At 67.6% G+C, this 20,676-nt stretch carries 16 protein-coding genes and 1 riboswitch; of the genes, 14 read left to right on the forward strand and 2 right to left on the reverse strand.

Annotation, left to right across the window (positions count from 1 at the left end; translation table 11 throughout):
* Positions 1 to 11: 11 nt before the first annotated feature.
* A complete protein-coding gene (locus ACP26O_RS01740) occupies positions 12 to 1,097 on the forward strand; it encodes a sn-glycerol-3-phosphate import ATP-binding protein UgpC (protein WP_012362913.1) in 1,086 nt (361 codons plus the stop codon).
* A gap of 28 nt (positions 1,098 to 1,125) precedes the next feature.
* Positions 1,126 to 1,890, forward strand: a complete 765-nt coding sequence (gene ugpQ / locus ACP26O_RS01745; RefSeq protein ID WP_175666025.1) for a glycerophosphodiester phosphodiesterase — start codon at positions 1,126 to 1,128, stop codon at positions 1,888 to 1,890.
* Between the two features lie 167 nt (positions 1,891 to 2,057).
* Here ugpQ and ACP26O_RS01750 read toward each other — a convergent pair whose 3' ends face one another.
* The gene (locus ACP26O_RS01750) at positions 2,058 to 2,789 is read right to left on the reverse strand and encodes an OmpW/AlkL family protein (protein ID WP_011655784.1); all 732 of its coding nucleotides are present in this window, start codon (positions 2,787 to 2,789) and stop codon (positions 2,058 to 2,060) included.
* Positions 2,790 to 2,982: 193 nt separating this feature from the next.
* Between ACP26O_RS01750 and ACP26O_RS01755 the strand changes: the two genes are divergently transcribed.
* From ACP26O_RS01755 to thpR, 5 genes are all read left to right on the forward strand, one after another.
* On the forward strand, positions 2,983 to 3,696 hold the full coding sequence (locus ACP26O_RS01755; RefSeq protein WP_006752972.1) for a transposase: 714 nt from the start codon (positions 2,983 to 2,985) through the stop codon (positions 3,694 to 3,696).
* 290 nt (positions 3,697 to 3,986) lie between these two features.
* The gene (locus ACP26O_RS01760) at positions 3,987 to 8,690 is read left to right on the forward strand and encodes a glutamate synthase-related protein (protein WP_175666024.1); all 4,704 of its coding nucleotides are present in this window, start codon (positions 3,987 to 3,989) and stop codon (positions 8,688 to 8,690) included.
* Positions 8,691 to 8,775: 85 nt separating this feature from the next.
* Positions 8,776 to 10,242 carry a glutamate synthase subunit beta gene (locus ACP26O_RS01765; protein WP_012362916.1) on the forward strand — a complete coding sequence of 489 codons (1,467 nt, stop codon included), beginning with the start codon at positions 8,776 to 8,778 and terminating at the stop codon, positions 10,240 to 10,242.
* Between the two features lie 310 nt (positions 10,243 to 10,552).
* Positions 10,553 to 12,055, forward strand: coding sequence for an alanine/glycine:cation symporter family protein (locus tag ACP26O_RS01770; RefSeq protein ID WP_175666023.1), 1,503 nt, complete (start codon positions 10,553 to 10,555; stop codon positions 12,053 to 12,055).
* Positions 12,052 to 12,600, forward strand: coding sequence for an RNA 2',3'-cyclic phosphodiesterase (gene thpR / locus ACP26O_RS01775; RefSeq protein WP_175666022.1), 549 nt, complete (start codon positions 12,052 to 12,054; stop codon positions 12,598 to 12,600). The genes ACP26O_RS01770 and thpR overlap by 4 nt, the downstream gene beginning before the upstream one ends.
* Before the next feature lie 65 nt (positions 12,601 to 12,665).
* Here the strand turns inward: thpR and ACP26O_RS01780 are convergent, their stop codons facing one another.
* Positions 12,666 to 14,435, reverse strand: coding sequence for an ABC transporter ATP-binding protein/permease (locus tag ACP26O_RS01780; RefSeq protein WP_011655791.1), 1,770 nt, complete (start codon positions 14,433 to 14,435; stop codon positions 12,666 to 12,668).
* A gap of 270 nt (positions 14,436 to 14,705) precedes the next feature.
* A riboswitch (TPP riboswitch) is annotated at positions 14,706 to 14,829 on the forward strand.
* Positions 14,830 to 15,063: 234 nt separating this feature from the next.
* Between ACP26O_RS01780 and ACP26O_RS01785 the strand changes: the two genes are divergently transcribed.
* From ACP26O_RS01785 to mlaD, 7 genes are all read left to right on the forward strand, one after another.
* A complete protein-coding gene (locus ACP26O_RS01785; RefSeq protein WP_175666021.1) occupies positions 15,064 to 16,200 on the forward strand; it encodes an FAD-dependent oxidoreductase in 1,137 nt (378 codons plus the stop codon).
* Between the two features lie 32 nt (positions 16,201 to 16,232).
* Complete coding sequence (thiS, locus tag ACP26O_RS01790; protein WP_006762101.1) at positions 16,233 to 16,430, forward strand: sulfur carrier protein ThiS; 198 nt, start codon at positions 16,233 to 16,235, stop codon at positions 16,428 to 16,430.
* Between the two features lie 38 nt (positions 16,431 to 16,468).
* The gene (locus tag ACP26O_RS01795; protein WP_175666020.1) at positions 16,469 to 17,284 is read left to right on the forward strand and encodes a thiazole synthase; all 816 of its coding nucleotides are present in this window, start codon (positions 16,469 to 16,471) and stop codon (positions 17,282 to 17,284) included.
* Positions 17,281 to 18,405 carry a thiamine phosphate synthase gene (thiE, locus tag ACP26O_RS01800; RefSeq protein ID WP_175661893.1) on the forward strand — a complete coding sequence of 375 codons (1,125 nt, stop codon included), beginning with the start codon at positions 17,281 to 17,283 and terminating at the stop codon, positions 18,403 to 18,405. Before ACP26O_RS01795 ends, thiE begins: the two co-directional genes overlap by 4 nt.
* Positions 18,406 to 18,489: 84 nt before the next feature.
* Positions 18,490 to 19,311: an ABC transporter ATP-binding protein gene (locus ACP26O_RS01805; protein ID WP_011655795.1), complete on the forward strand. Its 822-nt coding sequence runs from the start codon at positions 18,490 to 18,492 to the stop codon at positions 19,309 to 19,311.
* The gene (mlaE, locus tag ACP26O_RS01810) at positions 19,308 to 20,075 is read left to right on the forward strand and encodes a lipid asymmetry maintenance ABC transporter permease subunit MlaE (protein ID WP_011655796.1); all 768 of its coding nucleotides are present in this window, start codon (positions 19,308 to 19,310) and stop codon (positions 20,073 to 20,075) included. Before ACP26O_RS01805 ends, mlaE begins: the two co-directional genes overlap by 4 nt.
* Before the next feature lie 24 nt (positions 20,076 to 20,099).
* A complete protein-coding gene (mlaD, locus tag ACP26O_RS01815) occupies positions 20,100 to 20,669 on the forward strand; it encodes an outer membrane lipid asymmetry maintenance protein MlaD (protein WP_105788605.1) in 570 nt (189 codons plus the stop codon).
* Positions 20,670 to 20,676 lie beyond the last annotated feature (7 nt).

Consider the following 20,676-nt stretch of genomic DNA (forward strand, 5'->3'; position numbering starts at 1 on the left):
AAGGACCAAGTATGGCTGCTCTGAGCTTGAAGGGCGTCAGGAAATCCTACGACGGCAAGCAGCACGTGCTGCACGGCATCGACGTGGAGATCGCCGACGGCGAATTCGTCGTGCTGGTCGGCCCGTCGGGCTGCGGCAAGTCGACGCTGCTGCGGATGATCGCGGGGCTCGAGACGGTGACGGACGGCGAGATCGCGATCGGCGACCGCGTGGTCAACGCGCTGGAGCCCAAGGATCGCGACATCGCGATGGTGTTCCAGAACTACGCGCTCTATCCGCACATGACGGTCGCGCAGAACATGGGCTACGGGCTGAAGATCCGCGGCATCGAGCGCGCGACGATCGACGCGCGGGTGGCCGCGGCCGCGAAGATCCTCGAACTCGAGCCGCTGCTCGCGCGGCGCCCGCGCGAACTGTCGGGCGGCCAGCGGCAGCGCGTCGCGATGGGGCGTGCGATCGTGCGCGAGCCGTCGGTGTTCCTGTTCGACGAGCCGCTGTCGAACCTCGATGCGAAGCTGCGCGTGCAGATGCGGCTCGAGATCCAGCGGCTGCATGCGCGGCTCGCGACGACGAGCGTGTACGTGACGCACGACCAGATCGAGGCGATGACGCTCGCGCAGCGCGTGATCGTGATGAACCGCGGCTATGCGGAGCAGATCGGCGCGCCGGTCGACGTGTATGAGAAGCCGGAGACGGTGTTCGTCGCGGGCTTCATCGGCTCCCCGGCGATGAACCTGATGCATGGCCGGCTGTCCGAGGATGGCGCGACCTTTGCGGTCGCGGGCGGTGGCCCGGCGCTGCCGGTCGCCGGCGCGCCCGGCATCGGCACCACGATCGCCACCGGGCGCGACTGGGTGCTCGGCGTGCGCCCGGAGCACATGACGCCGCAGCCCGGCGTCGCGCAGGCATCGCTCCCGGTCGATTCGTGCGAGCTGCTCGGCGCGGACAACCTCGCGCACGGCCGCTGGGGCAACCACGACGTCGTGGTACGCCTGCCGCACGCGGATCGTCCCGCGCGCGGCACGGCGCTGGGCGCCGCGCTGCCCGCGCACCGGCTGCATTTCTTCGATCCCGAGACCGGCAAGCGCGCCGGCTGAACCTGCTGCACTTGCCGAGAGACCGACGATGACCCTTCGCACCGACTGGCCCTATCCGCGCGTGGTCGCCCATCGCGGCGGCGGCACGCTCGCGCCGGAGAACACGCTCGCCGCGCTCGACGAGGGCGCGCGGCGCGGGCACCGGATGGTCGAGTTCGACGCGAAGCTGTCAGCCGACGACGTGACGTTCCTGCTCCACGACGACACGGTCGAGCGCACGTCGAACGGCAGCGGGCCGGCGGCGGGCATGCGTTATGCGGCGCTGGCCGCGCTCGACGCCGGCGCGTGGTTCGACGCGCGCTTCGCGGGCGAGCGGATGCCGACGCTCGAGGCGGCGGCGGCGCGCTGCATCGCGCACGGGCTGGCCGCGAATGTCGAGATCAAGCCGTGCCCGGGGCGCGAGCGCGAAACCGGGCAGCGCGTGGCGGCCGACGCGGCTGCGTACTGGCACGGCGCGGCGGTGCCGCCGCTGCTGTCGTCGTTTTCGTTCGATGCGCTGCAACAGGCGCGCGCGACCGCGCCGGCGTTGCGGCGCGGGATGCTCTACGAAGCGGTGCCGGACGACTGGCATGCGCAGGTCGTCGGGGCGCTCGGCTGCGTTTCGTTGCATGCAGACCACAAACGGCTCGACGAACCGCTCGTGCGGGCGATCAAGGCGGCCGGGCTGCGCATCCTGGTCTACACGGTCAACGACCTCGCCCGGGCGCGTGAACTCGTGCGCTGGGGCGTCGACGCAGTCTGCACGGACCGGATCGACCTGATCGGCCCGACAGCACTCGACGACCTCGTATAGCGCCGCTTACCCCGGGCAAAATTCTGTCCGGGAACCTGCGTGACGCGAAAAAACGACGCCCCGGCGGGATTCCCACCGGGGCGTTTTGCATCGTGGAGACGTTACGTCGGGAAAAATCCGCTACAAATTGCAGCAGGATTAACCATTCCCCAAATATTCGACTACGCTTAGAAGCGGTAGCCGACGTTCAGGTACGTGACGATCGGGTTCAGCGAGATCTTCGCTTTCGACGTTTCGGTCAGGGTGCCGACCGGCGTACGGCGGGCCGTCGTGAAGGTGGCGGTCACGCTGACCGGGATGTACGAGATCGACAGGCCCCCGAACCAGTGCTTCGTGAAGTTGTACGTGAAGCCGGCGTTGAGCACGGGCGCCCACTGGTTGCTGGTCGTGGCGCTGGTCGGGCCGCCGAGCACGCCGTTCTCGAAGCTGCTGTTCGTGATCTTTGCGCCGGTGAACCAGACATACGTCGCGCCGACGCCGAGATACGGACGGAACTTCGCGTTGGCGTCGTTGAAGTGGTAGCGAAGCAACAGGGCGGGGCTCCACTGGTACGCACGGCCGAGTACGCCGAAGTTTTCGAACCGACCCTTGCCGGTGATGTCGAACTTCGGCGGTATCCCCATGACGAGCTCGGTGGAGATGTGGTCGGTAACGAAGTAGCCCGCGGCGAGGCCGAGCGTATCGGCGTCGTTGATGCCGGCGCCCGTATTGGGAATCGATTGGTTGATGGGCGTGCCGCCGACGCGGTAGACGAACAGCGGGTCGCTGCTGTCCTGCGGTGACAGGTGCAGCCAGCCGGTGCTGACGTAGAAGTCACCTGCGGATTGTGCGTGTGCCGGGCCGCCCGCAAATGCGAATGCGAGCGCTGCGGCCCCCGTAATGGCCAGTTTTCGTTTCATTGTGTCTCCTCCGATCAAAGGCGTGCTCATTATGACGACTGCGTTTAAAACCAAACAAGCTCGCAAGTTAGAGCTTTCTCCCTAGGATTCGCACGACCGTACGCTTCCGCGCCCCGTAGGGACAGGCATTCTACGCAGGTGCGCACTTTCGGACCTTCGGGTATTTCCTAACGCGTTCAAACGGACATTCAGCATGGCACGGTTAGCACGACTCTACGTTCCCGACCAGCCGCAGCACGTGATACTGCGCGGCCTGGATCAGCAACCCGCGTTCGTCGACGACCAGGACTACGAACTCTTCATCGATTGCCTGAAGGCCGCGGCACGCGATCACCATCTTTCGGTGCATGCCTATGTGCTGCTCCCGCGTCAGGTGCAACTCCTCGTGACGCCGAGCGACGAGGCGAGCCTGCCGAAGGCGATGCAGGCGGTCGGCCGCCGCTACGTCGCGCATTTCAACCGGCGCTATTCGCGTCGCGGCACGCTGTGGGAAGGCCGCTATCGGGCGACCGTGATCGAAGGCGAGCGCTATTTCCTGCTCGCGAGCCGCGTGGTCGAGATGAGCCCGGTGCGCGCGCAGCTGGTTGCGACGCCCGACGCCTATCGCTGGTCGAGCTACCGGCACCACGTCGGGCTCACCGTCGACAGCCTGATCACCGACCATCCGCTCTACTGGGCGCTCGGCAACACGCCGTTCGACCGGCAGCGTGCGTACAAGGAGCTGTGCGAACAGCCGCTCGACGAGCGGCAGGCCGATCAGCTTCAACAAGCGACGCTGAAGGGCTGGGTGCTCGGCGGCGAGAATTACCGCGAGTGGGCGGCCCGCACCGCGAATCGTCGCGTGTCGCCGCTGCCGCGCGGACGCCCCAGAAAGGTGCGTGAAAACACGCCGCCCATCCAGCAATAGCGCGGGACAGGCGGATAACGGGGCGGCGCCGCGGGCGCCGCTTCTTTTTGCACCAAAACGATACGGCCCCAATAAAAGAGCACCAGATCAGCGCGCGGCTTTAATTGGGGTTCGATCAAGCGGTTTTTGTTGCTATTCCTTTGATTCGTCGCGTATATTCCGAATTCCGGTGGCCCGGGTGAAGCTCGCCCAACCACTGTCGGCCGTGCCGTCTCCCGTCGGGAGCGGGATCGACGGCAACAAAAAAATGGTTCAACGGCCCTCGAGGCCCCCTTTACGACGGTGTCCCCATGAACGACCACCAGAAGCCGCTCGCCGCGGTGCCCGCCGCACAAGGTCTGTACGACCCGCAAAACGAACACGACGCCTGCGGCGTCGGCTTCGTCGCTCACATCAAGGGCAAGAAGAGCCACGAGATCATCCAGCAGGGTCTGAAGATCCTCGAGAACCTCGATCACCGCGGCGCCGTCGGTGCCGATCCGCTGATGGGCGACGGCGCCGGCATCCTGATCCAGATTCCGGACGCGTTCTATCGCGAGGAAATGTCGAAGCAGGGCGTGACGCTGCCGCCGGCCGGAGAATATGGGGTCGGGATGATCTTCCTGCCGAAGGAAAACGCATCGCGTCTCGCGTGCGAGCAGGAGCTCGAGCGGACGGTGCGGGCCGAGGGGCAGGTCGTGCTCGGTTGGCGCGACGTGCCGGTCGACCATGCGATGCCGATCTCGCCGACGGTAAAGGCGAGCGAGCCGCTGATCCGCCAGATCTTCATCGGCCGCGGCAAGGACATCATGGTGACGGACGCGCTCGAGCGGAAGCTGTACGTGATCCGCAAGACCGCGAGCCACCGCATCCAGGCGCTGAAGCTCAAGCACGGCAAGGAATACTTCGTGCCGTCGATGTCGGCGCGCACGGTCGTCTACAAGGGGCTGCTGCTGGCAGGCCAGGTCGGCGTGTATTACCGCGACCTGCAGGACGCGCGCGTCGTGTCGGCGCTCGCGCTCGTGCACCAGCGCTTCTCGACCAACACGTTCCCGGCATGGGAACTCGCTCACCCGTACCGGATGATCGCGCACAACGGCGAGATCAACACCGTGAAGGGCAACGTGAACTGGCTGAACGCGCGTACCGGCGCGATCGCATCGCACGTGCTCGGCGACGACCTGCCGAAGCTGTGGCCGCTGATCTACCCGGGCCAGTCGGACACCGCGTCGTTCGACAACTGTCTCGAACTGCTGGTGATGGCCGGCTACCCGCTCGTGCACGCGGTGATGATGATGATCCCGGAAGCGTGGGAACAGCACACGCTGATGGACGACAACCGCCGCGCGTTCTACGAATACCACGCCGCGATGATGGAGCCGTGGGACGGCCCCGCCGCGATCGCGTTCACCGACGGCCGCCAGATCGGCGCGACGCTCGACCGTAACGGCCTGCGCCCGGCGCGCTACATCGTCACGGACGACGACCTCGTCATCATGGCGTCGGAAGCCGGCACGCTGCCGATCCCCGAATCGAAGATCGTCAAGAAGTGGCGCCTGCAGCCGGGCAAGATGTTCCTGATCGACATGGAACACGGCCGCATCATCGACGACAAGGAGCTCAAGGACAACCTCGCGAACGCGAAGCCGTACAAGAGCTGGATCGACGCCGTGCGCATCAAGCTCGACGAGATCGAGCCGAAGGCCGAGGACGTCGCGGCCGGCCGCACGCAGGGCGCCGCGCTGCTCGACCGCCAGCAGGCGTTCGGCTATACGCAGGAAGACCTGAAGTTCCTGATGGCGCCGATGGCGCAGCAGGGCGAGGAGGCCGTCGGTTCGATGGGCAACGACTCGCCGCTCGCGGTGATGTCGAACAAGAACAAGACGCTCTATCACTACTTCAAGCAGCTGTTCGCGCAGGTCACGAACCCGCCGATCGACCCGATCCGCGAAAACATGGTCATGTCGCTCGTGTCGTTCATCGGCCCGAAGCCGAACCTGCTCGACACGAACAACATCAACCCGCCGATGCGTCTCGAAGTGTCGCAGCCGGTGCTCGACTTCAAGGACATCGCGAAGATCCGCGCGATCGACCAGTACACGGGCGGCAAGTTCAGCGCATACGAGCTGAACATCTGCTACCCGGTCGCATGGGGCAAGGAAGGCATCGAGGCACGCCTCGCGTCGCTGTGCGCGGAAGCCGTCGACGCGGTCAAGTCGGGCTACAACATGCTGATCGTGTCGGACCGCAAGACGGACGCCGAACACGTCGCGATTCCGGCGCTGCTCGCCACGTCGGCGATCCACACGCACCTCGTCCAGCAAGGGCTGCGCACGAGCACGGGCCTCGTCGTCGAGACGGGCTCGGCACGTGAGACGCACCATTTCGCGCTGCTCGCGGGCTACGGCGCGGAAGCCGTGCACCCGTACCTCGCGATGGAAACGCTCGCGAAGATGGCCGAAGGCCTGCCGGGCGACCTGTCGCCGGAGAAGGCCGTCTACAACTTCACGAAGGCGGTCGGCAAGGGGCTGCAGAAGGTGATGTCGAAGATGGGCATCTCGACGTACATGTCGTACACCGGCGCGCAGATCTTCGAAGCGCTCGGCCTGTCGAGCGACCTCGTCGAGAAGTACTTCAAGGGCACGGCGTCGAAGGTCGGCGGCATCGGCCTGTTCGAAGTCGCGGAAGAAGCGATCCGCCTGCACCGCGATGCGTTCGGCGACAACCCGGTCCTGCGCGACATGCTCGACGCGGGCGGCGAGTACGCGTACCGCGTGCGCGGCGAAGACCACATGTGGACGCCGGACTCGATCGCGAAGCTCCAGCACGCGACGCGCAGCAACTCGTACCAGACGTACAAGGAATACGCGCACCTGATCAACGACCAGACCAAGCGTCACATGACGTTCCGCGGCCTGTTCGAGTTCAAGGTCGAGCCGACCAAGGCGATCCCGATCGACGACGTCGAATCGGCGAAGGACATCGTCAAGCGCTTCGCGACGGGCGCGATGTCGCTCGGTTCGATCAGCACCGAAGCGCACGCGACGCTCGCGATCGCGATGAACCGGATCGGCGGCAAGTCGAACACCGGCGAAGGCGGCGAGGACGAGAAGCGTTATCGCAACGAGCTGCGCGGCATTCCGATCAAGTCGGGCGAGACGCTGAAGTCGGTGATCGGCGACGAGATCGTCAGCGACATTCCGCTGAAGGATGGCGATTCGCTGCGCTCGAAGATCAAGCAGGTCGCGTCGGGCCGCTTCGGCGTCACCGCCGAGTACCTCGCATCGGCCGATCAGATCCAGATCAAGATGGCGCAGGGCGCGAAGCCGGGCGAAGGCGGCCAGCTGCCGGGCCACAAGGTGTCGGAATACATCGGCAAGCTGCGCTACTCGGTGCCGGGCGTCGGCCTGATCTCGCCGCCGCCGCACCACGACATCTACTCGATCGAGGATCTGGCGCAGCTGATTCACGACCTGAAGAACGTGAACCCGAGCTCGAGCATCTCGGTGAAGCTCGTGTCGGAAGTCGGCGTCGGCACGGTCGCGGCCGGTGTCGCGAAGGCGAAGGCCGATCACGTGGTGATCGCTGGCCACGACGGCGGCACGGGCGCATCGCCGCTGTCGTCGGTCAAGCATGCGGGCACGCCGTGGGAACTCGGCCTGGCCGAAACGCAGCAGACGCTGGTGCTGAACCGCCTGCGCGGCCGGATCCGCGTGCAGGCCGACGGCCAGATGAAGACGGGCCGCGACGTCGTGATCGGCGCGCTGCTCGGCGCGGACGAATTCGGCTTCGCGACGGCACCCCTCGTCGTCGAAGGCTGCATCATGATGCGCAAGTGCCACCTGAACACGTGCCCGGTCGGCGTCGCGACGCAGGATCCGGTGCTGCGTGCGAAGTTCAAGGGCCAGCCCGAGCACGTCGTGAACTACTTCTTCTTCGTCGCTGAAGAAGTGCGCGAGATCATGGCGCAGCTCGGCATCGCGAAGTTCGACGACCTGATCGGCCGCGCCGACCTGCTCGATACGCGCAAGGGCGTCGAGCACTGGAAGGCGAAGGGCCTCGACTTCTCGCGCGTGTTCTACCAGCCGGAGGAGTGCGAGGAAGTCGCGCGGCGTCACGTCGACGTGCAGGATCACGGCCTCGAGCGCGCGCTCGACCACGTGCTGATCGAGAAGGCGAAGGCCGCGATCGAGAACGGCGAGCATGTGTCGTTCATCCAGCCGGTGCGCAACGTGAACCGTACCGTCGGCGCGATGCTGTCGGGCGTGATCGCGAAGAAGCACGGCCACGACGGCCTGGCCGACGACGCGGTGCACATCCAGCTGAAGGGCACGGCCGGCCAGAGCTTCGGCGCGTTCCTCGCGAAGGGCGTGACGCTCGACCTCGTCGGCGACGGCAACGACTACGTCGGCAAGGGCCTGTCGGGCGGCCGGATCATCATCCGTCCGACCAACGACTTCCGCGGCAAGTCCGAGGAAAACATCATCTGCGGCAACACGGTGATGTACGGCGCGATCGAAGGCGAGGCGTTCTTCCGCGGCGTCGCGGGCGAGCGCTTCTGCGTGCGCAACTCGGGTGCGACGGCGGTCGTCGAAGGCACGGGCGACCACGGTTGCGAATACATGACGGGCGGCACGGTCGTCGTGCTCGGCGAAACCGGGCGCAACTTCGCGGCCGGCATGTCGGGCGGCCTCGCGTACATCTACGATCCGGAAGGCACGTTCGCGGCGAAGTGCAACAAGTCGATGGTCGCACTCGATCCGGTACTGCAGCAGGCCGAGCAGGAGCGTACGGTCGACCGCGCGCTCTGGCATGCAGGCATGACGGACGAAGCGCTGCTCAAGGGGCTCGTCGAGCGTCATTTCCAGTTCACGGGTTCGCCGCGCGCGAAGTCGCTGCTGGAAAACTGGGACGCGGCGCGCCGCCAGTTCGTGAAGGTGTTCCCGCACGAATACAAGCGCGCGCTGGGCGAGATCGGTGCGAAGAAGGCGGCGAAGGAAGTACTGGCCGCCTGAGCGACGAACGACATAGCGAATGCCGCGCGCGCATGACTGCCGCGCGCGGCTCCCCCACCCGATACACCGAACAGAAGAGCACCTTATGGGCAAGGCAACCGGTTTTCTGGAGTTCGAACGCCGCCACGAGGCGTACGAAGCACCGCTCACGCGCGTGAAGCACTACAAGGAATTCGTCGCGGCGCTGACCGACGCGGACGCGAAGGTCCAGGGCGCGCGCTGCATGGATTGCGGCATCCCGTTCTGCAACAACGGCTGCCCGGTCAACAACATCATCCCGGACTTCAACGATCTCGTTTACCGCCAGGACTGGCAGCAGGCGATCGAAGTCCTGCATTCGACCAACAACTTCCCCGAGTTCACGGGCCGCATCTGCCCGGCGCCGTGCGAGGCAGCATGCACGCTCGGCATCAACGACGATCCGGTCGGCATCAAGTCGATCGAGCACGCGATCATCGACAAGGCCTGGGCGGAAGGCTGGGTGAAGCCGCTGCCGCCCGAGCACAAGACCGGCAAGACGGTCGCGGTCGTCGGTTCGGGCCCCGCGGGCCTCGCCGTCGCGCAGCAGCTCGCGCGTGCGGGCCACGACGTGACGGTGTTCGAGAAGAACGACCGCATCGGCGGCCTGCTGCGTTACGGGATCCCCGACTTCAAGCTCGAGAAGTGGCTGATCGATCGCCGCATGCGCCAGATGGAAGCGGAAGGCGTGACGTTCCGCACCAGCGTGTTCATCGGCAAGGATCCGCTGCCCGAGTCGATCGGCAGCCTCGCGAAGGAAACCATCTCGCCGGAGCAGTTGAAGGAAGAGTTCGACGCGGTCGTGATCGCTGGCGGTTCGGAAACGCCGCGCGACCTGCCGGTCCCGGGCCGCGAGCTCGCCGGCGTCCATTTCGCGATGGACTTCCTGCCGCAGCAGAACCGCGTGAACGCGGGCGACAAGCTCGTCGACCAGCTGCTCGCGAAGGGCAAGCACGTGATCGTGATCGGCGGCGGCGATACGGGTTCGGACTGCGTCGGCACGTCGAACCGTCACGGCGCGAAGCAGGTCACGCAGTTCGAGCTGCTGCCGCAGCCGCCGGAAGAGGAAAACAAGCCGCTCGTGTGGCCGTACTGGCCGATCAAGCTGCGCACGTCGTCGTCGCACGAAGAAGGTTGCGAGCGTGACTGGGCGGTCGCGACGAAGCGTCTCGAAGGCAAGAACGGCAAGGTCGAGAAGCTGATCGCGGTGCGCGTCGAATGGAAGGACGGCAAGATGCAGGAAGTGCCGGGCTCCGAATTCGAGATGAAGGCCGACCTGGTGCTGCTCGCGATGGGCTTCACGCAGCCGGCAGCCACCGTGCTCGAGGCGTTCGGCGTCGCGAAGGACGCGCGCGGCAACGCGCGTGCGGCAACCGAAGGCGATCGCTCGTACTACACGTCGGTCGACAAGGTGTTCGCGGCAGGCGACATGCGTCGCGGTCAGTCGCTCGTCGTCTGGGCGATCCGCGAAGGCCGCCAGTGCGCGCGCTCGGTCGATGCGTATCTGATGGGGCATTCGAACCTGCCGCGATAAGCGCGGTTCGCGGGCCACTGCCGTACCAGCCGGGCGTCCGAAAGGGCGCCCGTTTTTTTTATGGCCGGCGCGTGGAGGTGTCGCAGGCGTCGGCCGTCGATGCCCCCCGGCCGTGCGGGTTTGCGGCGGCTCCGACTCCTCATCATCTCCCCGAAGCGTCGCCTAACCTGATCACATCGGACGTTGATTTTCCCCGATTCCGTTTCCTTTCAATTCGTAATAATCCTTGGAAACTGTCATATCATGTCGCCCCTCCGGCAGCGTTCGCGCGACCGCCGAATATGACTTATCCCATTTACAAGGATTCTGGATGGAAGCATTCGTGCAAGGGCTGATCGATGCCGTCAACGGTGTGCTGTGGAACTACGTGCTGATCGCGCTGCTGCTCGGCGTGGGCGCGTGGTTCACGCTGCGGTTCCGGATGATCCAGCTGAAGGCGCTGTTCCTCAGCATGAAGCTGGTCGGCAGCAAGGGCGAGCCGGGCAGCATCTCGTCGTTCCAGGCGTTCGCGACCGGCCTCGCGAGCCGCGTGGGCACCGGCAACATCGCGGGTGTCGCGGTCGCGCTGACGGTCGGAGGGCCGGGCGCGATCTTCTGGATGTGGATGACGGCGCTCGTCGGCATGTCGTCCGCGTTCGTCGAGGCGACGCTCGCGCAGATCTTCAAGGTGTCGCATCCGGACGGCAGCTATCGCGGCGGCCCCGCGTACTACATCCAGACGGGCCTGCGCTCGCGCGGCTTCGGCGTGCTGTTCTCGCTGTCGCTGATCCTCGCGTTCGGCTTCGTGTTCAACGCGGTGCAGGCCAATGCGATCGCCGATGCGTTTCACACGTCGTTCGGCTGGAGCCGCGAGACGGTCGGCCTCGGCCTCGTGTTGCTCACCGCGCCGCTCATCTTCGGCGGCATTCGCCGCATCGCGTCGGTCGCGCAGGTGATCGTGCCGGTGATGGCGATCGGCTACCTCGCGCTGGCCGTCTACGCGGTCGCGACGCACGCGGCACTGGTGCCGGGCGTGCTCGCGCTGATCGTGAAGAGCGCATTCGGGCTCGAGCAGGCGGCGGGCGGCCTGACCGGCTATGCGGTCAGCCAGGCAGTCGCGATGGGCGTGAAACGCGGGCTGTTCTCGAACGAAGCCGGCATGGGTAGCGCGCCGAACGCGGCCGCGACCGCGAGCGTGCGGCATCCGGTCGTGCAGGGGCTGATCCAGATGCTCGGCGTGTTCGTCGACACGATCGTGATCTGCAGCGCGACGGCGTTCGTGATCCTGCTGTCGGGCCAGTACGAGCTCGGCACCGGCATGGAAGGCGCGGCGCTCACGCAGCGCGCGATCGCGAGCCACGTCGGCGGTTGGGGCGGCATCTACATGGCCGTCGCGATCTTCTTTTTCGCGTACTCGTCGGTGATCGGCAACTACGCGTACGCGGAAGGCAACGTCGAGTTCATCACGAAGCGGCGCGGCGTGCTGCCGCTGTTCCGCATCGCGGTGCTGGGGATGGTGATGTTCGGCAGCGTCGGGCAACTGCCGCTGGTGTGGGCGATGGCCGATACGAGCATGGGGCTGATGGCGATCATCAACCTGGTCGCGATTCTCGCGCTCGGCAAGTATGCGCATGCCGCGTGGCGCGACTATCGCCACCAGCGCGCGCAGGGCATTGCCGAACCGGTGTTCACGCGCAACACGATTCCCGAGCTCGCACGCGTGCTGCCGGCCGACGTGTGGGGCGAGCACGGCCCGTTGCCGCTGCGTCCGGCTTCAGGCGATGCGGTGAACGACGTGGTGGCCGAAGCCCGCGTCGCGGTGCGCGAGTCATGAACGGCGACCGGCTCCGTGCGTTCGTCGCGCTGATGCCCGATACGGCATCGCGCGACGCGCTGCACGCGCTGCCGGTGACCCGCGGTGCGCGGCGCACGCTGCCCGCGCAACTGCACGTGACGCTCGCGTTCATCGGCGCGATCGAACGCGCACGGTGCGACGCGCTGGCCGAACGGCTGCCGGCGCTAGCGAGCGCGCATGCGCTGCCGTTGCAGCGGGTCGAGCGGATCGCGTGGTGGCCGAGCCTGCCGCGCGCGCGGCTGATCGTCGCGGAACTCGCCGCCGATCCCGCCTGTACGGCGCTGAATGCCGATTTATCCGTGCTGTTGCGCGAACTGGGCGTGCCGGCCGACCGCCGGCCGTTCCGGCCGCATGTGACGCTCGCGCGGCTGCCGCGCGATGCCGACGGACAGCCCGCGCACGGCGGCGCGACCGGCCGGCCGGTCGCGGTGCGCTTCGTCGCGCTGACGCTGTTCGAAAGCCGGCTGTCGCACGACGGTGTGTCGCATGTGCCGATCGTGTCGGTGCCGATCGGGCGGGCGTAGCGGGAAGGGGGGAGGACGAACGAGAGAAGGCCGACGCGGTGTGCGCCGGCCTTTTGTTTTTGCGCTTACGCGGCAACCTTGTCGGTGTCGGTCACGCGCTCGACGTTAATCATGCCGACGTGGAACGCGGCCAGCGACTCGCGGTGGGCGATGCTGACGATCGCGGCCTTCGGCAGCCGTTCGGCGAACAGGTGATAGAGCCGCGCTTCGTTGTCCGCGTCGAGCGCGCTCGTCGCTTCGTCGAGGAACAGGAAGTCCGGCTTGTGCAGCAGCACGCGCGCGCCGGCGAGACGCTGCTGTTCGCCGGGCGACAGCACGCGCGTCCAGTGGCCGGTCTCGTCGAGGCGACCGACGTAGTCTTCGAGGCGGCACGCGCGCAGCGCGTCGCGGCACGCGTCGTCGGTGAACGCGTCGGGCGCGGCCGGATAGGTGAGCGCGGCCTTCAGCGTGCCGATCGGCAAGTAGCTCGTCTGCGGCACGAACATCATCCGCGCGCCGACCGGCGCGTCGATCGCGCCGTCGCCGAACGGCCACAGGCCCGCAAGCGCGCGCATGAACGTGCTCTTGCCGGAACCCGACTTGCCGATCACGAGCCAGCGCGAGCCGGGTTCGATCGTCAGGCTGCCGATGTTCGCGAGCGCGGTGCCGTTCGGCAGCGCGAGCTTCAGCGACGATGTCGACAGCTTCGCGGCATCGACGTAGTGCAGGTTGATGCCGCCGTGCTCGGTTGCCGGCGACAGGCTTTCCTTCAGGTGCGACGTCCCCATCACGCGCTTGAATTCACGCAGACGGTTGACGGTTGCGCGCCATTCGACGAGGGTCGAGTAACTGTTGATGAACCACGAGAACGAATCGCTGACGGTGCCGAACGCGGACGAGATCTGCATCAGCACGCCGAACGAGAACGCGCCCGCGAAATAGCGCGGCGCGGCGACGACGAGCGGGAAGATGATCGCGATCTGCCCGTAGAAGCTCAGCACGAACGTGAGGCGCTTCGTGTACTTCATCACGCGCCACCAGTTGTCGCGAATGCGCATGAACAGGCTCTGCGCGTTGCGGGTCTCGGTTTTCTCGCCGTCGTAGAACGCGATCTGCTCGGCGTTCTCGCGCACGCGGATCAGCCCGAAGCGGAAATCGGCCTCGACGCGCTGCTGCTGGTAGTTGATCGACACGAGCGGGTGGCCGACCTTCTGGATGATCAGCGAGCCGACCACCGCGTACAACGCGGCCGCCCACACCATGTAGCCGGGGATCGTGATCGGCGTCGCGCCGAGCGAGAGCGTCAGCGCGCCGGCGAGCGACCACAGGATCGTGATGAACGACACGAGCGTGACGACCGTCGACAGCAGGTCGAGCGACAGCGCGAGCGTCGTCGTCGCGAACGACTGGAGGTCGTCGGTGATCCGCTGGTCGGGGTTGTCGGCGAGGCGGTCGCGTTCGATCCGGTAGAACGCGCGATCGCCGAGCCACTGGCCGAGAAAGCGGTCGGTGAGCCACTGGCGCCAGCGGAACCCGAGCATCTGCCGTAGGTAGCGGCCGTACACCGCGAGGATGATGAAGCCGAACGCGAGTGCCGAGAACTGCATCAGCAGGTTCGGGAAGTCGTGGACGTCCTTCGACTGCAGCGCGTTGTAGAACTGCGCGTTCCACTTGTTCAGCTTGACGTTGATCCAGACGACGCAGAGATTGATCACGATGATCGTGACGAGCAATCCCCACGCGGTTTTCCATTCGGACGACACCCAGTAGGGCTTGATGAGGCTCCATGCGGATACCGGGCGCTCGTCCTGCGGCGCGTCTGAGGCGGAGCGGACGGGATCGATCGATTGGGTCATGTGCTTCCTGATGAGTAGCCGGCGCGCGGGCCGGGCGAAGCCGGGCGCGCGCCGCGATAAGGCATGCCGGGGCGCGGCGCCGACTGACGGCGGGCGCACGGATGGTCGCCCGCGCGTCTTAAACGGCGCTTAAGGGCCGGCGGTGACGCGGCAACCGGCCGCTCGCGCGGCCGGCCTGCGGGCATTGTGCCAGAGCGGCGCTGCGCGACGGCGAATTTGCCGCAAGGGGGACAGTTTGCGGCGCTTTCCGCTTTTATGGTCTAATGGCCGACGACGAAACAGGGGTGCTTCGAGCGCGGCCGACGGTTCATTCCGGGCGACGCGGCGAGGCTGAGAAAGACCCTTCGCACCCGATCCGGGTAATACCGGCGAGGGAAGTTTCTGATCCCGCCGGGCCGCGCTGGCCGCCATCCCACATGGTCAGCGCCCGAGTCCCGCCCGGCCGGCCTTTGCTGCCGGTTTCGTCCTTTTGGGTACGCGCGTTGCGCGTTACGGAAGGAATGATGACCGCTCAATCTTCAGTCTTTTGCGCTGTTCCCGATCCGCTGTCGTGTGCGTTCGCACAGGGCGGCGCGCGCACGTCGACGTCCGTCGCACGGGCCTGCGCGGTTTGCGGGGAGGGCGCGCGATGAACGTCCACGCTTCACGACCGGATTTCGCGGTGCTCGGCGGCGGCCTCGTCGGCCGTCTGATCGCGTGGCGGCTCGCGGGCGACGGGCATCGCGTCGCGCTGTACGAGCGCGGCGGCCCGGACGGCGAGCAGTCGGCCGCGTGGATCGCGGCCGCGATGCTCGCGCCGCTCGCCGAGGCGGCGAGCGCCGAGCTGCTGATCACCGAGCTCGGCGTCGCATCACTCGCGCGCTGGCCGCAGTGGCTCGCGGAACTGCCCGAACCGGTGTTCTTCCAGCATCACGGCACGCTCGTCGTCTGGCATCACGCGGATCGGGCGGAGGCGCCGCTGTTCGAGCGGCGCGTGCGCGCGAACACGCCGGCCGAGCTGTTCGACGGCGGCTTCGTGACGCTGGCCGGCGCGCAGGTCGACGCGGCCGAGCCCGCGCTCGCGGGGCGCTTCGCGCGCGGGCTGCTGCTGCCGCGCGAAGGGCAGCTCGACAACCGGCAGGCGCTGCGCGCGCTGGCGGCGGGCCTCGCGCAGCGCGGCGTCGAGCTGCACTGGCACGCGACGATCGACAACGCGAACCGGCCCGACGCACATTTCACGATCGACTGCCGTGGCCTCGGCGCGAAAGCCGCGCTGCCCGCGCTGCGCGGCATCCGCGGCGAAGTCGCGCGGGTGCACGCGCCGGGCATCGGGCTCACGCGGCCCGTGCGGCTGTTGCATCCGCGCTATCCGCTGTACATCGCGCCGAAGCAGGACGACCTGTACGTGATCGGCGCGACCGAGGTGGAGGGCGAGGACATGTCTCCCGTCAGCGTGCGCTCCGCGCTCGAACTGCTGAGCGCGGCGTTCTCCGTGCACCCGGCGTTCGGCGAGGCGCGCATCCTCGAACTGAATGCGCAGTGCCGCCCGACGCTGCCCGACCACCGCCCGGCGGTGATCTGGGACGGCGCGACGACGCTCGCCGTCAACGGCCTGTACCGGCACGGCTTCATGATCGCGCCGGAAGTCGCGCATGCGGCGGTCGCGTTCGCGCAGGCCGCGCTCGGCGGCGCGTTCTCCGATGCCGATGCGTTCACCGCGTGGCGCGATGCCGCGCGCTGGCCGGCGCTCCTTCATCACCGCGACGACGCGCGCCAGCCGGCCTGATGCGCGCCGCCGACCGAATTCGATCAAGCCTCATGGATATCCAGATCAACCAACAGACCCTGACGCTGCCCGACGGCGCGACGGTGGCCGACGCGCTCGTCGCGTTCGGCGCGCGTCCGCCGTACGCGGTCGCGCTGAACGGCAATTTCGTCGCGCGCACGCAGCATGCGGCGCGCGCGCTCGCGACGGGCGACAAGCTCGACGTGGTGCACCCCGTCGCGGGCGGCTGAGCGCCGCCGGTTCGCCCCCGCTCTTCCAGGAAAACGACATGACGTCCCTCACTTCCGCCGACGCGCTGACGCTGTACGGTGAAACCTTCGCAAGCCGCGTGCTGCTCGGCACGTCGCGCTATCCGTCGCTGCAGTCGCTGTCCGATTCGATCGCCGCGTCGCGTCCGGGAATGGTCACGGTCGCGCTGCGCCGCCAGATGACGGGCGGCACCGCCGAAGCCGGCTTCTTCGACCTGCTCAAGCGTCACGCGGTGCCGCTGCTGCCGAACACGGCCGGTTGCCAGACCGTCGCCGAGGCGGTGACGACCGCGCACATGGCGCGCGAGGTCTTCGAGACCGACTGGATCAAGCTCGAGCTGATCGGCGACGACTACACGCTGCAGCCCGACCCGGTCGGGCTGATCCAGGCGGCCGCGCAGCTGGTCAAGGACGGCTTCAAGGTGCTGCCGTACTGCACCGAGGATCTCGTGATCGGCCGGCGCCTGCTCGACGTCGGCTGCGAGGCGCTGATGCCGTGGGGCGCGCCGATCGGCACCGGCAAGGGCGTCGTGAACCCGTACGGGCTGCGCGTGCTGCGCGAGCGGCTGCCGGACGTGCCGCTGATCGTCGACGCCGGGCTCGGCGTGCCGTCGCATGCGTGCCAGGTGATGGAGTGGGGCTTCGACGGCGTGCTGCTGAACACGGCCGTGTCGCAGGCCACGCATCCGGAGATCATGGCGCGCGCGTTCGCGCAGGGCGTCGAGGCCGGCCGTGCGGCCTACCTCGCCGGGCCGATGGATGCGCGCGAGACCGCGCACGCGAGCACGCCGGTCGTCGGGATGCCGTTCTGGCACCAGGACGGGGGCGGCGCATGAGCGCGCGTTTCGCCGATGCGTTCTGGCCGCCGGCCGACGAGCTGGCCGAAGCGGCCGAGCGGATTCGCGCCCGCCTGGGCGACTGGCCGGCCGGCACGACGCCGTGGCGGCTGTGCGTCGCGGCGCCCGACGTGCCGGTCGACGGCGACGTGCTGATCGTGTCGGCCGGCGACCATGCCGCGCAGGCGCGCGCGTCGGCGGCATCGCGCCCCGCGGCGCCGGATGCGGTCGCGATCGAGTTCGACGAACACGGCGCGACGTTGCATGCCGCGGGCGTGCGCCATGCGCTGGAAGCCGCGCATCCGCTCGGCGACGACTGGATCGCGGCACTCGCCGCATTCCTCGATTGTGGTTTCGCGCCGATCGACGCGCTGGTGCTGGCGCTCGCGTGGCGTGACGGCGACGAAACGCGCGGCGCGGATGCGTGGCCGGTCGACGCCGCGCGATTTCCGCGCGTCGCCGGCCTGGCCGCCGCGCCGGAGCCCGCATTTCCGCCGTGCCCCGCGCAACTCGGCCTCTATCCGGTCGTCCCCGACGCCGAATGGGTCGAGCGCGTGCTCGATTGCGGCGCGCGGACCGTGCAGCTGCGCGTGAAAGACGCGGACCCTGCCGCGTTGCGCGCTGAAATCGCGCGTGCGGTCGCGGCGGGGCGCCGCTATCCCGATGCGCGCGTGTTCATCAACGATCACTGGCAGATCGCGGTAGAAGAAGGGGCGTACGGCGTACATCTAGGTCAGGAAGACCTGGAGACGGCCGATCTGGCCGCGATCGCGCGCGCCGGCCTGCGGCTCGGGCTGTCGAGCCACGGCTATTACGAAATGTTGCGGGCGTTGCACGAGCGGCCGAGCTATCTCGCGCTCGGCCCCGTGTACGCGACCGCGACCAAGGCGGTTGCGGCGCCGCCGCAGGGACTCGCGCGGATCGCCCGCTATGCGCGCTTCGCGGGCGCGCGGGCGCCGCTCGTCGCGATCGGCGGCGTGGGCCTCGACGCGTTGCCCGACGTGCTCGCGACGGGTGTCGGCAGCGTCGCGGTCGTCAGTGCGATCACGGGCGCTAGCGATTATCGGGCGGCGGTTGTTGCGTTGCAGCAATGTTTTGCCCGACAATTTGACAATCATTGACCGCAGGGCCTGGAACGCCGTCACGACATCATTCCAATGCAGGCCCTATAATTCGGCGTTCTGCGTTAAAGGACTGTCCGCTCCGTGAGCCCCACTCCTACCGAGACTCTGCTGGAACTTCGCGACGTCGACTTTGGCTATGGCGAGCGCCTCGTCCTGTCGAACCTGAACCTGCGCTTCGGGCGCGGCCAGGTCGTCGCTGTCATGGGCGGGTCGGGCTGCGGCAAGACGACCGTGCTGCGCCTGATCGGCGGCCTGGTGCGTGCAAGCCGCGGCCAGGTGCTGTTCGACGGCGCCGACGTCGGCGCGCAGACGCGCGACGGCCTGTACGCGCTGCGCCGCAAGATGGGCATGCTGTTTCAGTTCGGCGCGCTGTTCACCGACATGTCGGTGTTCGAGAACGTCGCGTTCGCGCTGCGCGAACACACCGACCTGCCCGAAGACCTGGTCCGCGACCTCGTGCTGATGAAGCTCAACGCGGTCGGGCTGCGCGGCGCGCGCGACTTGATGCCGTCCGAGGTGTCGGGCGGGATGGCGCGCCGTATCGCGCTCGCGCGCGCGATCGCGCTCGATCCGCAGCTCATCATGTACGACGAGCCGTTCGCGGGCCTCGATCCGATCTCGCTCGGCATCACCGCGAACCTGATCCGCACGCTGAACCAGGCGCTCGGCGCGACGTCGATCCTCGTCACGCACGATGTGCCGGAATCCTTCGCGATCGCCGATTACGTGTATTTTCTGGCCAACGGCGGCGTGCTCGCGCAGGGGACGCCCGCCGAGCTGCGCGCGTCCACCGAGCCGAGCGTGCGGCAGTTCATCGACGGCGCGCCGGACGGCCCGTTCAAATTTCATTACACGAGCCCGCCGCTGGCAGCGGATTTCGGGCTCGGCGGAGGGCGCGCATGATCAGCGCGATCGGACGTTACGTCATCGGCGGCCTCGAGCGCGCGGGCTACGGCACGCGGCTGTTCGTGCGCCTCGTGCTGGAATTCTTCCCGCTGCTGCGCCGGCCGCGGCTCGTCACGAAGCAGATCCACTTCCTCGGCAACTATTCGTTCGTGATCATTGCCGTGTCGGGCCTGTTCGTCGGCTTCGTGCTCGGTCTGCAGGGCTACTACACGCTGAACCGCTACGGGTCCGAGCAGGCGCTCGGCCTGCTGGTCGCGCTGTCGCTCGTGCGCGAGCTCGGCCCGGTCGTGACCGCGCTGCTGTTCGCCGGCCGCGCGGGCACGTCGCTCACGGCCGAGATCGGCCTGATGAAGGCCGGCGAGCAGCTCACCGCGCTCGAGATGATGGCCGTCGACCCGATCAAGACGGTGATCGCGCCGCGCCTGTGGGCCGGCATCATCGCGATGCCGCTGCTCGCCGCGATCTTCAACGCGGTCGGCGTGCTCGGCGGGTATTTCGTCGGCGTCGTGCTGATCGGCGTCGATCCGGGCGCGTTCTGGTCGCAGATGCAGGGCGGGGTCCAGGTGTGGGCCGACGTCGGCAACGGCGTGATCAAGAGCATCGTGTTCGGGTTCGCCGTGACCTTCATTGCACTGTTTCAAGGGTATGAAGCGAAGCCCACGCCCGAGGGCGTGTCGCGCGCGACGACCAAGACGGTCGTATTCGCGTCGCTCGCCGTACTCGGCCTCGATTTCCTGCTGACCGCGCTGATGTTCAGCTAAGCCTCAGCCAAGCCAAATTTTGGGATGACGATGAAAAAGACTGCTCTCGACTTCTGGGTCGGCCTGTTCGTGGTGGTGGGCTTCCTTGCGGTGCTGTTCCTGGCGCTCAAGGTCGGCAACATGAGCTCGCTGTCCTTTCAGCCGACCTACTCGGTGCGGATGAAATTCGACAATATCGGCGGGCTGAAGCCGCGCGCGGCCGTGAAGAGCGCCGGCGTCGTGGTCGGCCGCGTGAAGGCGATCGGCTTCGACAGCAATACGTATCAGGCGCTCGTGACGATCGACGTCGACGGCCAATACCCGTTCCCGAAGGATTCGTCGGCGAAGATCCTGACGTCCGGCCTGCTCGGCGAGCAGTACATCGGCCTCGATCCGGGCGGTGACACCGAAATGCTGAAGTCGGGCGATACGATCACGATGACGCAGTCGGCGATCGTGCTCGAGAATCTGATCGGCCAGTTCCTGTACAGCAAGGCGGCCGACGCGGGCGGCGCGAAGCCGGCATCCGGCGCATCGGCTGCACCGGCAGCGCCGGCCGCGCCCGCACCGGTCGCGGTGCCGGCGTCCGCGGTGGCCGGCTCGGCCGCCCAATAACCACACG

Origin of the sequence: Burkholderia sp. R-40, from assembly GCF_049942845.1 — a bacterium.
Lineage (GTDB): Bacteria > Pseudomonadota > Gammaproteobacteria > Burkholderiales > Burkholderiaceae > Burkholderia > Burkholderia ambifaria.